The organism is Alkalicoccobacillus plakortidis (genome assembly GCF_023703085.1).
Taxonomy (GTDB): Bacteria; Bacillota; Bacilli; order Bacillales; family Bacillaceae_D; genus Alkalicoccobacillus; species Alkalicoccobacillus plakortidis.
The window spans coordinates 531125-544924 of sequence record NZ_JAMQJY010000001.1 but is presented as its reverse complement, the minus strand read 5'-3'; the positions used below and the strand labels follow the sequence as shown (position 1 = coordinate 544924).

General features: G+C 40.3%; 14 protein-coding genes and 1 pseudogene. 8 read left to right on the top strand and 7 right to left on the bottom strand.

Annotated features, from left to right (window positions below):
• The first annotated feature begins 103 nt into the window (after positions 1 to 103).
• Positions 104 to 2145, top strand: a pseudogene (locus NDM98_RS03015) (catalase).
• Between the two features lie 283 nt (positions 2146 to 2428).
• A complete protein-coding gene (locus NDM98_RS03010) occupies positions 2429 to 3901 on the top strand; it encodes an SNIPE associated domain-containing protein (protein WP_251604505.1) in 1473 nt (490 codons plus the stop codon).
• A gap of 582 nt (positions 3902 to 4483) precedes the next feature.
• Here the strand turns inward: NDM98_RS03010 and NDM98_RS03005 are convergent.
• Both NDM98_RS03005 and NDM98_RS03000 read right to left on the bottom strand, forming a co-directional pair.
• Positions 4484 to 5776 (bottom strand): IS110 family RNA-guided transposase, encoded by a 1293-nt coding sequence (locus NDM98_RS03005; protein WP_251604502.1) that lies wholly within the window; start codon positions 5774 to 5776, stop codon positions 4484 to 4486.
• A gap of 359 nt (positions 5777 to 6135) precedes the next feature.
• Positions 6136 to 6645, bottom strand: coding sequence for a hypothetical protein (locus tag NDM98_RS03000; protein WP_251604499.1), 510 nt, complete (start codon positions 6643 to 6645; stop codon positions 6136 to 6138).
• A 116-nt stretch (positions 6646 to 6761) separates the two neighbouring features.
• Here NDM98_RS03000 and NDM98_RS02995 point away from each other — a divergent pair, with 116 nt between their 5' ends.
• Positions 6762 to 7052, top strand: coding sequence for a hypothetical protein (locus NDM98_RS02995; protein WP_251604496.1), 291 nt, complete (start codon positions 6762 to 6764; stop codon positions 7050 to 7052).
• Between the two features lie 12 nt (positions 7053 to 7064).
• On the opposite strand, the gene NDM98_RS02990 is transcribed toward NDM98_RS02995, so the two are convergent.
• The 3 genes from NDM98_RS02990 to NDM98_RS02980 are packed head-to-tail and all read right to left on the bottom strand — an operon-like array spanning position 7065 to position 9018.
• The gene (locus tag NDM98_RS02990) at positions 7065 to 7964 is read right to left on the bottom strand and encodes a 5'-3' exonuclease (RefSeq protein ID WP_285803875.1); all 900 of its coding nucleotides are present in this window, start codon (positions 7962 to 7964) and stop codon (positions 7065 to 7067) included.
• Positions 7965 to 7982: 18 nt separating this feature from the next.
• Entirely contained in the window at positions 7983 to 8651 is a 669-nt protein-coding gene (gene bshB2 / locus NDM98_RS02985) for a bacillithiol biosynthesis deacetylase BshB2 (protein ID WP_251604492.1), read from the bottom strand.
• A 19-nt stretch (positions 8652 to 8670) separates the two neighbouring features.
• Complete coding sequence (locus NDM98_RS02980; RefSeq protein ID WP_251604490.1) at positions 8671 to 9018, bottom strand: YojF family protein; 348 nt, start codon at positions 9016 to 9018, stop codon at positions 8671 to 8673.
• Positions 9019 to 9189: 171 nt separating this feature from the next.
• On the opposite strand from NDM98_RS02980, the gene ytvA reads away from it, so the two are divergent.
• The 5 genes from ytvA to NDM98_RS02960 all read left to right on the top strand — a co-directional run bounded on the left by ytvA (position 9190) and on the right by NDM98_RS02960 (position 12136).
• Positions 9190 to 9990 carry a YtvA family blue-light photoreceptor gene (ytvA, locus tag NDM98_RS02975; protein ID WP_251604487.1) on the top strand — a complete coding sequence of 267 codons (801 nt, stop codon included), beginning with the start codon at positions 9190 to 9192 and terminating at the stop codon, positions 9988 to 9990.
• Positions 9987 to 10142 carry a YycC family protein gene (locus NDM98_RS02970; RefSeq protein ID WP_251604485.1) on the top strand — a complete coding sequence of 52 codons (156 nt, stop codon included), beginning with the start codon at positions 9987 to 9989 and terminating at the stop codon, positions 10140 to 10142. Before ytvA ends, NDM98_RS02970 begins: the two co-directional genes overlap by 4 nt.
• A gap of 37 nt (positions 10143 to 10179) precedes the next feature.
• Positions 10180 to 10965 (top strand): S1C family serine protease, encoded by a 786-nt coding sequence (locus NDM98_RS02965; protein ID WP_251604483.1) that lies wholly within the window; start codon positions 10180 to 10182, stop codon positions 10963 to 10965.
• Positions 10966 to 11020: 55 nt separating this feature from the next.
• Complete coding sequence (locus NDM98_RS23400; RefSeq protein ID WP_285803874.1) at positions 11021 to 11149, top strand: hypothetical protein; 129 nt, start codon at positions 11021 to 11023, stop codon at positions 11147 to 11149.
• A 108-nt stretch (positions 11150 to 11257) separates the two neighbouring features.
• Positions 11258 to 12136, top strand: a complete 879-nt coding sequence (locus tag NDM98_RS02960; protein ID WP_251604481.1) for a metallophosphoesterase — start codon at positions 11258 to 11260, stop codon at positions 12134 to 12136.
• Here the strand turns inward: NDM98_RS02960 and NDM98_RS23805 are convergent.
• Both NDM98_RS23805 and NDM98_RS02955 read right to left on the bottom strand, forming a co-directional pair.
• Positions 12111 to 12404 (bottom strand): hypothetical protein, encoded by a 294-nt coding sequence (locus NDM98_RS23805; protein WP_307728623.1) that lies wholly within the window; start codon positions 12402 to 12404, stop codon positions 12111 to 12113. The genes NDM98_RS02960 and NDM98_RS23805 overlap by 26 nt on opposite strands.
• On the bottom strand, positions 12376 to 13539 hold the full coding sequence (locus NDM98_RS02955; RefSeq protein WP_307728622.1) for a hypothetical protein: 1164 nt from the start codon (positions 13537 to 13539) through the stop codon (positions 12376 to 12378). The genes NDM98_RS23805 and NDM98_RS02955 overlap by 29 nt, the downstream gene beginning before the upstream one ends.
• Positions 13540 to 13800: the final 261 nt, after the last annotated feature.

Sequence of the window (13800 nt, the reverse complement as noted above, 5' to 3'; positions counted from 1 at the left end):
TTTAGTTGTTATAGGAATGTTTGCTACAGCTTTTGCATTTTAAGCATACATTTTCATACTCCAGGCATTTATCTAATAGATATGTACTGGAGGTGTACATGTGATGGGGAAAAACGATAGGCAAGATGAGAACAAAAAAGTGGAGCAGCTACAAGCGTTTGAACGTGAAAATGAAGGTAAAGAGATGACAACAAATGAAGGGGTAAACGTTTCAAATGATGAAGAGTCATTAAAAGCAGGTGAGCGTGGCCCAACATTAATCGAGGATTTTTGGTTTCGTGAGAAGTTAATGCACTTTGATCATGAACGGATTCCAGAACGAGTTGTGCATGCGAGGGGTTATGGCGCACACGGTATTTTTAAGGTATATGAATCGCAGGCTGCTTTAACACGCGCACAATTTTTACAGGACCCTTCTGTTGAAACCCCCGTATTTGTTCGATTTTCTGAAGTAGCTGTTCAAAAGGAGCAAATGATACCAATCGCGATGTGAGAGGATTTGCAACAAAATTCTATACGGACGAAGGTAACTTTGATTTAGTAGGAAATAATATTCCGATCTTCTTTATTCAAGATAGTATGAAATTTCCCGACCTCATTCATGCCGTAAAGCCAGAGCCACATAACGAGATTCCTCAAGGAGCAACTGCTCATGATACGTTTTGGGATTTTATCTCAAGTAATCAGGAATCTGCAGCAATGATGATGTGGATCATGTCTGATCGAACAATCCCACGAAGCTTTCGTATGATGGAAGGCTTTGGTGTTCATACATTTCGTTTAGTAAATAAAGAAGGCAAATCCTCATTTGTGAAATTTCACTGGAAGCCACTACTTGGCGTGCATTCATTTGTGTGGGATGAGTCTCATAAATTAGGAGGCATTGATCCTGATTTTCACCGCAGAGATTTATGGAATACAATCAACGATGGCGGTGTCGTTGAATACGAGCTAGGTATTCAGGTACTTAATGAGCAGGATGAGTTCTCACTTGGCTTTGACATTTTAGATGCGACAAAGCTTTGGCCAGAAGAAGATATTCCTGTCAGACGTATTGGAAAAATGACCTTAAATCGGAATGTAGAAAATGTATTTGCTGAAACAGAGCAAATTGCGTTACATCCTGGAAACATCGTTCCTGGTATCGATTTTTCAAATGATCCCTTGTTACAAGGTCGCTTGTTTTCTTATTTAGACACGCAAATGGGCAGATTAGGCGTGAACTTTCAACAGCTACCCATTAATCTACCAGTCTGTCCTTTTCATAATAACCAAAGAGATGGTAAGTCACGATATATTATTGATACTGGGAAGGTTGCGTACCACAAAAATGCATTAGCGAATAACACACCCTACACCGTACCAGCCTCACAAGGAGGATTTTCAACGTATCCATCTACAGTAGAAGGCAGAAAAACACGGAAAACAGCAGAAAGCTTTAACGACCACTTCTCACAGGCAAGGCTGTTTTGGAACAGCCTTAGTAGCTGGGAACGCGATCATGTAGCAGAGGCCTTTAGCTTTGAGTTAGGAAAAGTAAAAGATACGTCCATTCGTCAACGTGTGATTAACATGATAGGTTCGATTAGTACAGAACTTGCCGAAGTAGTAGCAGTGCAAGTAGGAGTGGGTGGCCCAGATACAACCGAATCAACCGTCACCAAAAAATCGGACGCACTAAGTATGGCGCATCCGATTAACACCCCACAATCTCTAACAGTGGGTGTCCTAATCAATGACGGCTTCAACGAAAATACGGTCGCGCCCATACTAGAGGCGTTTCAAGAGGCTGGATTAAAACCAGTTTTGATCAGTGAACATCAAGGAACGGTACGAGCAGAAAATGGAGCAGAGTGGACCGTTCAAGAAAGTTATCTAACGTCTTCACCACTTTTATATGACGGAGTGTATGTCGCAGCAGGCACAGACCTCAACCGATACGAAATCGAACGAATCCAAAGCTTTGTCAGAGAACAATATATGCACTACAAACCAATCGGCATATCCACCGAGGCAGAGTCAATTATTCAACCACTTGAAATAGAAGACCAACCAGGTGTGATCACAGCGAACACATCAACCAACTTCGCATCCGACTTTATCCAAGCAATGACAGAGAGACGGTTTTGGGAGCGGGCGAATTGAGAAAAAGAAGCTGTACTTATTGAAAAGACTTTACAACATGTAAACCTCTATAATTCTTATAAATAATAATAGCAAGGAGATACAATACAAGTTATTTCCTTGCTGTTATTTTATGGTCGCATCGATTAATTCGTATTTAATTAATGTGCAATCTAATAGCTATTACTTTTTTAATTACGATGAATTTGGATATTGAATATCTATTGTAGATGAATTTCTTCTAACCTTCTATTATTTAGTATATACTAATAATTAACAAATTTACAGGAGGTCAATTTGATATATGATAGAAAGAAGATGGTACTTATCTACTTGGTTTATTGCACTGTGTTTTGCATTATGGCTATTAGCTGTTCCAACGATTGTGGGGATTATACTCTTAATAATGAAAAACTCTGCTGAGAAGAAGCGTCAGATTTACTGGAAAGAAAATGGACTTGATGACTTAGAAAAAATTAAACACACTACTGATAAGCTGATTAAAGAATCTGAGAAACTCGAAAAGCAAAAAGAAACATTACTAGAGGATATAGTTAAAGAAACAGAGAACTTAGAAAAAGAGATCGAACGAGTTAAAGCTAAAGTAGCAAAAGAAGAAGTCAAACTTTCTAAAGACAAAGATTTAATTAAGATGGATATTGTAAAAGAAGAAGAGAAATTGAATAGTATTAAAAAGGAACTTGTGTCATATGAGGAGGAGTACCTTTATCAAACGTTTGGCTTTTATGAGCCTAAATATGGATTTGAAAATAGCGAAGAATACAAAAAACAGTTAATTGAGATTCGTACCAAGCAGAAGATAATGGCGAATGTAGATGAAGCTACTATTTCTAGAAAGTGGCAAGTTGATGGTAGTGAGAAAAAAGGTGAGGCTATGAGAAAGAGTAATGTTAAATTAGCCGTAAGAGCTTTTAATCAAGAGTGTGATACTGCGATCGCAAAAGCTAAATTCAATAACATTGATACAATTGAAAAACAATTAACTAAGGCAAGAGAGCAAATTAATAAGCTGAACACACGCAATGGTATCGAAATTAGAAATGAGTATCTCACACTTAAAATTGAAGAGCTCTATCTAGTTTATGAATATCATGTAAAGAAGGAAGAAGAGAAAGAAGAGCAGCGTATACTTAAGGAACAAATGCGTGAAGAAAAACGAGTACAAGCTGAAATTGAGCGAGAACGAAAGAAACTCGAAAAAGATGAGAAGCACTTCCAACAGGCTCTTGAAAAATATGACAAGCAAATGGAAACTGCAAGCGAAGAAATGAAGTTTGAGATTCAAACTAAGATAGATGAGATACACGAGAAAGTAACAGAGCTACAAGTTGAAAAAGCACAAGTGGACTTTAGAGAACAGAACGCTAAAGCTGGCTATGTATATATCATTTCTAATATCGGTTCATTTGGTTCAGATGTATTTAAGATTGGAATGACTAGACGATTAGAGCCTATGGATCGAGTCAATGAATTAGGAAGTGCTTCCGTTCCATTTAACTTTGATGTACACGCAATGGTGTTCTCTGATGACGCACCGAAATTAGAAAGAGCTTTGCACAAAGCATTCGAAAACTATCAAGTTAATAAAATTAACTCACGTAAAGAATTTTTTAGAGTAGACATTAATGAAATTGCTAAAGTTGTTAGACAAAATCATAATAAAACCATAGAGTTCACTAAATTGGCCGAAGCTGAAGACTACAGAAAATCGTTACAATTAGAACAAGAAGAATTAGAAAAAATAGAAATAGCTTAAGGCTTAAGTAGCAGGGTAAGAAAAATAAATCCTTATTTAATTAGTTGAAGAAATGTATAAAATACTATGACTTTAAGAAATCGGGACATAATCAAACGGATGATAGAATAAGAAGAGCAATATGAATTATTACCAGAGTATTTTAGAACTTTATTAATCTCTAAGTTACTCAAGTCTTCTTAAGAAGCACCACAAACTAGCGTAGGACATACACGTAGACTCCCTCCGAAAAACCTAATGTATCAGTGTTTTAAAGGCTATATTAACAGGTTAAAAAATATTTTTTATGATTACGCTAAGTTATTCATTCCAATAATGTTTATTAAAGGAATATGAGCGTACGCTACGCTAATAGATGTAGGGAATCTCATCCAATTATAACGATATGGGTGCTTCAATGAGCTCTGCTCAACTTATGTGGACATACCCTCCCATGTCTCTTAGCGTCGTGCGCTCACATTCCTTCGTTGGGTCTCTTCATAAGGCAGAGTCGGATTTATGCTCCTGTATGGACTCGAGGTCAAAAGTCGTCTTTATTACCGATTCTCCAAGTCACCATTTTTCATATTCCTTTAGGCTTCCTTATGAAGCGAGCGAGGATCGTGCTTTTTGAAGAGGAGGGCTATCACTCCTCATCTTTTCAGCATCAAACGCCATCTGGTGATGGCTTAACCCCCAAAAGATCTTCAATAGCTTACTACAGAGAACCACCAAGGCTTCCTTCTTTTGAAGCGGATTTTGACTTCTTGAAATGTAGTACGTATAGAGATCTAAGAAAGCTTGGTTATTCCGGATGAGCGGGAGAACCGCTCGAAAGAGCAGAGAACGCAAGCGGCGTCTTCCTCGTTTAGAGAGCCTCTTTCGTCCTTGATGTTGGCCGGAAGAATTCTCACGTAGCGTCAATCCCGCTAATTTTGTCAGTTGGCGTGGATGACTGTAGTTGGTGAGTGGTCCCGTTTCAGCGAGTAATTCACAAACGGTCTCTTCACTAATACCAGGGATAGAGATTAAACTCTCATAGGCGTCTACTTGTCGAGCGAGCTCTCGCATCGTCTCTTTCGTTTCTTCTAACTCCGCACAAGTTCGTTCATATTGCTCAATGAGCGAACGAATATCTTGTCTCGCAAACTCGTTCCCTTCGGTTAACCCAATGGATTGAGACGCTAATACTTGAACGTTGTGCAATCTCTTTCTAGAGGGGTTCCTGATCGCTTCTTTTTCTTTGATCTCGGATAGAAAAGACTCTACCTCAAGATCATGCCACTCCTCAGGTAAGGGACGGTACTTTAAGATGCAGACAAGGGTTTTCCCCATGGCTTTAAAGGCTCCATGTAATTCTGGGAAATACCGATCCATCCAACGGATGATCTGGTTGGTCACACGCGCCCTATCTTTTTTTAACCGGTCTCGAAGGGTTGCGCCATTACGCAGTTCTGCATCTACGCCCGTCAAGAAACGCGGATAGCTAAAATATCCCTGAGTGACCATTTTCGCAATCACACGAGCGTCTTTACGGTCATTCTTCGTTTGTAGGTTATCATCAAACTCTTTGGCTCGATTGACGTGCAGCGGGCTTACCAAGACAAAAGGAATGCCATGATGGTTTAAAAATTGCGCAAGATTCATCCAGTAATGACCGGTTGGTTCAAAGCCAATGAGGATGTTTGTTTTTTGATGAGCCTTCTTTAGTTGTTCAAGCTCGTCATAGAGGTGGTGAAACCCATTTCTTGATTGATGAAACGGAAAGGCATCACTAAGTTCACGGCTGCGATCATTCACAGCACATGCGTAGTGCTTGAATTTGGCGATATCAATGCCAATCACCAATGTATCCTCTTGAACTTGATCTAATCGATCATTGCGCGTATGATTCATAGTAAGTCCTCCTCGATGTGTTGTTTGGGTACAATTGCATCTTAACGGAGGGCTTTTTTTGTGTAAATAGGACGAAAAGAAATCCCACAGGAATGCTCCAGTGGGAGCAGAGGCCAGGGTGAGACTTCGTAGTGCGTTAGCACAAGAAGGCTCACCAACCGCCCACGGAAAGCGGAGTGTATGTTCGGAGCGGTAGCCATTCTCTCTTATTTTTAACTAACAAAAAACCGACTCAATATGTTGCATAACTCACATATTGGTTGGTTTTTATTTTTGCTATACACTTCTTTCCAACTTCTGCAAAATGAATTAATTTTTAAGGCTTCGTCATCAAAGGAGCGAAGTATTATCATCTAAATTTATAGCGATGTAACTACTAATCCATTCGTGTTTTTTTCGTCTATCTCTACTTCAAAATCATGTTTTCTATAAAAATGGATGAGTCTGTCCAGATGTTGCCAATCTCGTTTGGCAAGGTCTCCTGTGATTTGCTGAATGTTTTGACGGTTGGCATGTTCTTTTAGATAGTGCATGCAGATACTGCCAAAGCCTCGATTTTCTTCCCCTTTTATATCATCTATATGAAGAGAATAGGAATCATAATATTCAGCTTGAATCGCAAATTCCCAATGACCTTGATAGGAAGATGTACAGGTATTAATCATAATCTGACAGGTGTGACCATCATCTAATTGAGACACAATCACCCATTTTTCTTCTTTTGTCTGCTCTATCCCAAGCACCTTATGATCTTTGGCAATTTCTTTTAGATTCTGTTGCATACGAATCAGTTCATATTCTACATCACTGATTGTTTGCTCTGGCCAATCATAAGCTACTTCTTTTATCGGGTGTTCCAGTGCAGGCACCCAATCACTCCCTCCTGAAAATAACACTCACAAGTTTAGTATTATAAAATGCTATAGCTTAGAAATCAAGTGATTTGATATAATAGAAGAAGAACCATATATTGGAGGTAGACCTAATGAGTACATCTAATCGAACATGCGTGCATTGTCAGGAGGAAGTTCCATCCATAAAGCTATTTTTTAAATCCCTTTTAAACCGAAGAGTAGTCTGCCCGACTTGTGAAAAAGAACAGTTTGTTGCTCTTCCTACATTGCTATATCAATATTTCACACTTGTAGGAGGAATCATTTTGTCGATATTAAATACGAACTTCTTTAAGCAACCGGTGCTTTTTCCTTTCATAATCCTTATCTTACTTAGTTGCTTTCTTTATGAACCATTTAAAAAACTCGTGCCTGAACGTTAAAAAGCAGCCCAATTAAAAAAGGGGCTGCTGAAAACTTGTTCTTATGGAGAATGGTTTAAGCGTCGTGGCGACGGTATCTGCATCAACATTCAACTCATACTCTGAAAATTGGGTCCCAACTAAACTATCAATTTCACATATAATTGTGGCTAGCTGCTTACTAACGTGAGTAGCTTCTTTACCTGCATGAAGCTTTTTTAAACAGCGAGTGAATTCTGGATCTAGGCTTTCAATATTTTCATAGATGCCCTCAATTGTGCCATAGCGCTGAATTAGGGGTAAGCCTGTTTTGGGTCCTATGCCAGCACAACCAGGGATATTATCGCTTTTATCACCTAGTAATGCTTTTACATCTGGCCATTGATAAGGTTCAATGCCATATTCATCTCTAAAGTGGTCAATGGTATACGTTTCTTCTCCCTTTTTGCTCGCAATAATCTGAGAGGTTTGTGGGCTAAGTAGCTGTAGCAAATCCTTATCGTTGCTGTAGATATAACAAGGTCCAGTTTCTTCAAGCTCCCAAATGCCAGCAATTGCACCAATCGCGTCATCTGCTTCATAAGGAGGAGTCGTTAGTTCCTTGATGCCTAAAGCTTCAATTAAGGTTAAGCAAGTTTCATACTGTTGAATAAGCGCCCTTGGTAACTCGCCACGAGTAGCTTTATAATCAGGAAATTCCTGTCTACGAATGGAATCTTCACGTTTTACGTCCCAAGCAATCGCTAAGTGCGTAATCTGATGTTTAGTTACCAATTGAAAAAGCTTTTGCCAAAAGACACGTAAGCCATTTGTGTATAATCCATCCTCATTTTTAGGAAGTTCGGATTCTTCTTTTCCGTAAGCCGTCGCAAAATATCCTCGGCTTAACAAATTAAATCCATCTATTAGCAGTAACGAACGTTCTTGTTCCATCTTGTTCACCTCAGTTTATCAATCAAATTTATAGGTCCAAAATCGCTCGCGATGTAACCATGCTAAGGCTTCGGGAACACCAACTTCCCATTTTGGCTCCATATCTGCAAGCATCCATACTGTTTGCGAGAGGTGAGCACGCATGGCGTCTTTTTTTTGCTCAGCGAAGGCACTGACATCGTGGATCACATCAGGAGCACCAACCTCATCCTCATGTCCATTTGAAAAAGCAAGGCAGTGAAGAGTTGGACGTTCTTCTGGTGATAGCTCTGAGAGTGCAGCAACTACGGCACGACCAGTCGCCTCATGATCGGGGTGAACCGAATAGCCAGGATAAAAGGTAATAACAAGTGTTGGCTGCAACTCATCGATTAAATCTAATACAACTTGTTTCATTTTTGTATCGTCTTCAAACTCGATTGTTTTGTCTCGAAAACCCATCATGCGCAAATCTTGAATATCCATCGCTTTTGCAGCTTGTAATAATTCATTTTTGCGAATGCCTGGAAGTGATTCTCTTGTCGCAAACGGTGGGTTTCCTAAATTACGTCCCATCTCTCCAAGTGTTAAGCAGGCATATGTTACCGGTGTTCCGGCTGCACGATGTGCAGAGATCGTTCCAGAAACACCAAATGCTTCATCGTCGGGATGTGGAAAAATAACGAGCACGTGTTTTTCTTGTTTCATGTATAATCTCTCCTAACTCTTATTCAAAAGGTGTTCGGCTGATTTGTAAGGCTACAGCAAGTTTTCCTTCTGCACCATGTCCCGCTAGTAACAGACGTCCATCTTGGTCATCCTCGTAATGAGTAATACCTTCTGCATACACCCAGCCGATGTCTATTTTTAGTCCAACTCGAAATGGACCATCTCCAAGAACTTTCCCATGTTCAACATGAACTTTAGCGTTACGAATATACGCGCTTGCTGAAAAGAAATCAGCGTCATTATGGGTAGCATAAGCACCATTTGTTGTTTCTAAATGAATGTATACTGTTTGATCATTAAAGTCATTTATTCGTTTTTGAACTTCTTCTACAATTACTGGTTTCATACGTTCTAAGACCTCCAAGCTCTGTTGTGTAAATAAATTGACCCTACTTATAAAAAAAAGTTACAATAGAATGTATCTTATTATATTTCAAACAGATGATACAGGCAACGAACGAGACTTTTAATCTTCTTACTTACAGGAGACTATTTTTACCAATTGGAGGGTTGTTAGTTGAAGGCAATCATTGAACAAGCAGAATTATTGGTTGAAATTCTTGATTACACGCGGGTAGGAATTCTCGTAACGGATCCGGATTTACCTGATAATGAAATTATATATGTAAGTAAAGGTTTTACTTCCATGACTGGTTATACGGTTGAAGAGACCCTAAAAACGAATTGTCGTTTTTTACAAGGGAAAGACACGGATCCAGAATCTGTGCAATTGTTAAGAGAGGCGATTTCAAATAGACAATCGATTACCATTGAAATTTTAAATTATAAAAAAAACGGACAACCATTTTGGAATGAACTGACGATTGACCCTGTTTATCTTAAGAAAGAAAAGAAGCATTATTTTGTCGGCATTCAAAAAGATATTACCGATCAGAAATTGACAGAGAATGAATACAAACAATCACTTGAGCGGCTTCGGTCCATCTCTACACCTATTGTACCATTATTAGATGGTTTAGCTGTATTACCACTGATAGGTCAGCTAGATGGAGAACGATTCACGGAGATGTTTAGTCAAATTACATCGGAAACGGTAAATAAAAAGATTGAAACACTTGTGCTTGATGTCTCGGGTTTACAGACGTTTGACGATGAAGTAGTAGATGGTATTTATAGTCTGCGTGACGTGCTTACGCTAATTGGAACTGATCTTATCGTCTGTGGTATGAGACCAGACCTAGCCATGAAATCCATTCAACTAGATCGAGCAGGATTACGCTCAATTAAAACAGCTAGTTCAGTGAAACACTTGCTAAGTGAACTAGATTTCTCAACGAAAGGGGACAGTGAAAAATGAGACCACTACAATTATCACCTGAAACGGCACAAAAGCTGGCGGAGCATTTAAATGTACCAATCGAACACCTGGTTCATATGCCACAGCACATTCTGTTAGCAGAACTAACAAACCTCTCTAAAAAAGAGAGTGAAAAGGAAGAGGAGGCCTGATTACGATCAGGCCTCTTTTAGCATGAGGTGAGAACTTATGATGGACCATGATAAAGAAACAGATGACCGACGCGAGGACGAAATCATGGAGGGAGAGCCTGAACCCGAGGATTTTTTAACAGAACCAGACGCACAACGTAAAAAACCAAAATGGTGGGTTAAGTTTGGGGCTGTTATCATTTCGCTCATCTTGATTGGCAATGCCGGAGCTTTTTTGCTACAGCACTTTAGTCAGGATGGAAGGGACCTCATGAATCAGTCTGAACAGCTATCAAGCCAGCCAGAAATTGAAGGGTATAAAGAAAGTGTTGTGACCATCCAGCGTGATCAATCAAGAGGTACAGGATTTTTTTATGATCAAGATGGCCTGATTTTAACCAATCATCATGTAGCAGAGGGACATGGTCCATTAATTGTCACAACGGCAAATGGCGAGCGATACCAAGCGGAGATTGTTCATGAAGACGCGGAAGTGGACCTTGCTAAGATTAGAATAGACTCTGAAGGTGATCATCCTGCTTTGCCTTTAAGCGGCGCAGGAACTGATGGTGAGCAATCTGTTTATATTATCGGGAATCCACTCACCCATAATCAAATTGCAATCAGCGGTGAGATCATTGACAATCAACAGCATTACGATGCGGTGCGTATTGATGCAAGTATCTTTCAAGGACATAGTGGCAGCCCTGTTTTATCTGAAGCGGGTGAGGTAGTTGGTGTTGTGTATGCCAAATCCATTCCTGGTTTTCGAAGTGAAGAAGATTCAGTAGGACTTGCCGTTCCAATTGATTTGGTTCATGAGTTTTTGGCCGAAAGTGAATGATTAACTTTTTTCTCAGATGGGTATAGTAGATTATAGAGAGAAAGGAAGTGTAATCATGAGCGAAAAAGAGAAAGACCAAAACAAATCAGGTGAAGAAGAAACAAAGGATCTTTTTGACAAAAGCCTTGAGGATGGAACGGTTGATCAAGAGAAAGAGAATAAAGATAAAAAAGATAAAGAATAAGTGAATGCCTCCTATTTCGCATATGCGGAGTAGGAGGCATTTTATTTGTTTACTGTGTCTGTTAAATACCATACAATTTAAGAAAGACATGTGGAAGGAACAGTTGTTATGATCACAAAAATATACCAATATCGAGGCAGAATCATCGTCCTATTTTTCGCAGTAATTCTTTTATTAGCCGGATTTTTCTATTATCAAAATAATGCACTTGAAGTGACTAACCTCACGTTTGAGAGCGACAGCATTCCTGATGAATTTGAAGGGTATAAAATGGTTCAGTTATCTGATTTACATAATAAGAGCTTTGGACAAGAGCAACAAAAACTAGTGGATAAAGTAGAAGATGCAGAACCAGAGATCATCGTTTTTACAGGTGATATTATTGATAGCAGAAGATATCAGGAAAAACAAGCTATAACACTAATTGAAAAGCTATCAACCATTGCCCCGGTATACTATGTTACCGGAAATCACGAGTGGCACTCTGGAAACTATGATCAGTTAGAACCACAATTAATAGACGCTGGAGCTACTGTCTTACATAATGCAGCAGTCACAATTGAATCCAATGGTGCAGCTATAAATTTATTAGGTGTATCCGATCCAAATTTTTCAGAAGGAATGGCTGAAGATCAAGCGCTTGAAGCATCAATCGAAACGGCCTTTGAAGACATTCCCGATGATGAGGCTTTTACCATGTTATTATCACATCGTCCAGAATGGTTGGAGGTCTATGCGGCCAAGCCAATTGACGTTGTGTTCACCGGACATGCGCACGGAGGACAGTTTCGTTTTCCTTTACTTGGTGGTGTGATCGCACCTGGCCAAGGGTTCTTTCCTAACTACACATCAGGCACCTATACTAGCAATGAAACAACCATGATTGTTAATCGTGGACTAGGAAACAGCGTTATTCCAGTGAGACTATTTAATCGCCCTGAAATCACAGTTGTCACATTATCTAAAACAAAAGGATCGCCACAATAGTTGAAAGTATCAAACCTGTTATAACAGGGATAAAACATTGCCGGACAAGCTCAATGACTGATACTTTTGCAAAACCGGCTACTGCGACAATCGACGACCATGCAATGAGCGTGCCACCACCAACCCATACCGCGCCCATTTGACCGATGGCAGCTAAAGTGGCGGCATCAACACCAACAGTTGGTGCCAAAGCTCCTGATAAGGCGCCAACTAAAGGTAAACCAGAGAATCCAGAACCATCAAGACCTGTTACCATACCAACTATCAACAAACCAAATCCAACAAAAAACGGATTTTCCGGAATGTAATGCTGCCCAAGCTTCAACCAATTCAAATAGAAACGATGGTGCCTGCACACCTTGCTCTAAGGCAAAAATCTTCGCCGAAATCTCGCCACTTCCTAAAAAGAAAAACCCAGCAATCGGGATCACAGGACCCATCGCACGAAACGCAAACGTAAAGCCTTCAATTAAATGATCACTAACCTGATTTAAAGACTGCCTCCAATTATATACCGCACTCGCTGAAATCATCAGTAACACCGCTACGCCACCTATTAAAGCAGCACCAGCTCCACCCTCAAGAGACGCGCCTTCTGTAAATGTGGCATAAACCATGTACACAACAATCGCTAAAAAAGCGAGAGGAACGGCAATCGCAAAAAAGAGACCAACCTTCGCTTCTTTTTTGGTTTGAATGCGTGAAGCATAAACTTTCTCCGTCCCATTCACTTTGTTCCATCGCTGCAAATGCTGAATCGAAGGCTTTTGAATCGTTTTCCGTAAACGAAAGTAAGCCAACACCAATGCCGTAATGCCCGTGATAAGGGACAGCACCAACGCCTTATCAGCAACGGACGAAACCTCAACTCCAACCGCCGTTGCACTTAGCATTGGAGCAATTTTGATCATATAATCAGACGACAATGCCATACCTTGACCTGCAATGGCGATCGCTACTCCAGTTGCCATCGGAGGTAGTCCTGCCTTGATTGCAACCGGAATCAAGATAGCTCCAACTAGAGGAATGGCAGGCGTCGGCCAGAAAAATAACGAAATCCCATACGTAATAAAGGCCAATACCCAAAACGACGAATGCCCCGTCTTCATCACATAACCAAACGGACGCACCATCCGCTCATCCGCCTGAAGTGACTTAAGCGCATGCAAAAGGGCCGTCATCACCGTAATAATCAAGAAGATATTAAACAACTCCGCAGCCGCCACCAAACTCGCATTAAAAATCGTCTGTAGCCCCTCCGCAAAAGAGCCCATATACAGCCAACCCACCAAAAACGTCATCAACAGCGACGGAACCAACACATTCTGCCGAACCAGCATCGTTAATATAATCAAAACCGTACCCGCCAAATACACCCAATGCGCCAGCGTCAGCTCAACCATGATGAACCTCTCCTCCGTGAACTTAGTACAATAGCCTATGTTGGAGAGGGGATGGGGGTGACAAGGAGGGATCGGCTAATATGAATAAAAGAGTTGCCTGAAGAAGTGATGTTGCGAAGAGGCGGTGTGTGTGAAAAGTGGATCTCGCATGTAGAAAGAGGGTTCTTGCGTGTAGAGAAAAGGCCTTGCGTGTGGAAAGAGGATCTTACATGTAGAAAACGAGCCCTCGCGTGTAGAGAGGAGGCCTTGCATGTGGAAAGA

Excerpts from the sequence above, each read along its gene's own strand:
- NDM98_RS02955 (WP_307728622.1), bottom strand. The coding sequence starts at position 13,539 with ATGGTTGAGCTGACGCTGGCGCATTGGGTGTATTTGGCGGGTACGGTT.
- NDM98_RS02980 (WP_251604490.1), bottom strand. The coding sequence starts at position 9,018 with ATGAAACCAGTAATTGTAGAAGAAGTTCAAAAACGAATAAATGACTTT.
- NDM98_RS02970 (WP_251604485.1), top strand. The coding sequence starts at position 9,987 with ATGAGACCACTACAATTATCACCTGAAACGGCACAAAAGCTGGCGGAG.
- NDM98_RS03005 (WP_251604502.1), bottom strand. The coding sequence starts at position 5,776 with ATGAATCATACGCGCAATGATCGATTAGATCAAGTTCAAGAGGATACA.
- NDM98_RS03010 (WP_251604505.1), top strand. The coding sequence starts at position 2,429 with ATGATAGAAAGAAGATGGTACTTATCTACTTGGTTTATTGCACTGTGT.
- bshB2 (WP_251604492.1), bottom strand. The coding sequence starts at position 8,651 with ATGAAACAAGAAAAACACGTGCTCGTTATTTTTCCACATCCCGACGAT.
- NDM98_RS02990 (WP_285803875.1), bottom strand. The coding sequence starts at position 7,964 with ATGGAACAAGAACGTTCGTTACTGCTAATAGATGGATTTAATTTGTTA.
- NDM98_RS02965 (WP_251604483.1), top strand. The coding sequence starts at position 10,180 with ATGATGGACCATGATAAAGAAACAGATGACCGACGCGAGGACGAAATC.
- NDM98_RS23400 (WP_285803874.1), top strand. The coding sequence starts at position 11,021 with ATGAGCGAAAAAGAGAAAGACCAAAACAAATCAGGTGAAGAAGAAACA.
- NDM98_RS02995 (WP_251604496.1), top strand. The coding sequence starts at position 6,762 with ATGAGTACATCTAATCGAACATGCGTGCATTGTCAGGAGGAAGTTCCA.
- NDM98_RS02960 (WP_251604481.1), top strand. The coding sequence starts at position 11,258 with ATGATCACAAAAATATACCAATATCGAGGCAGAATCATCGTCCTATTT.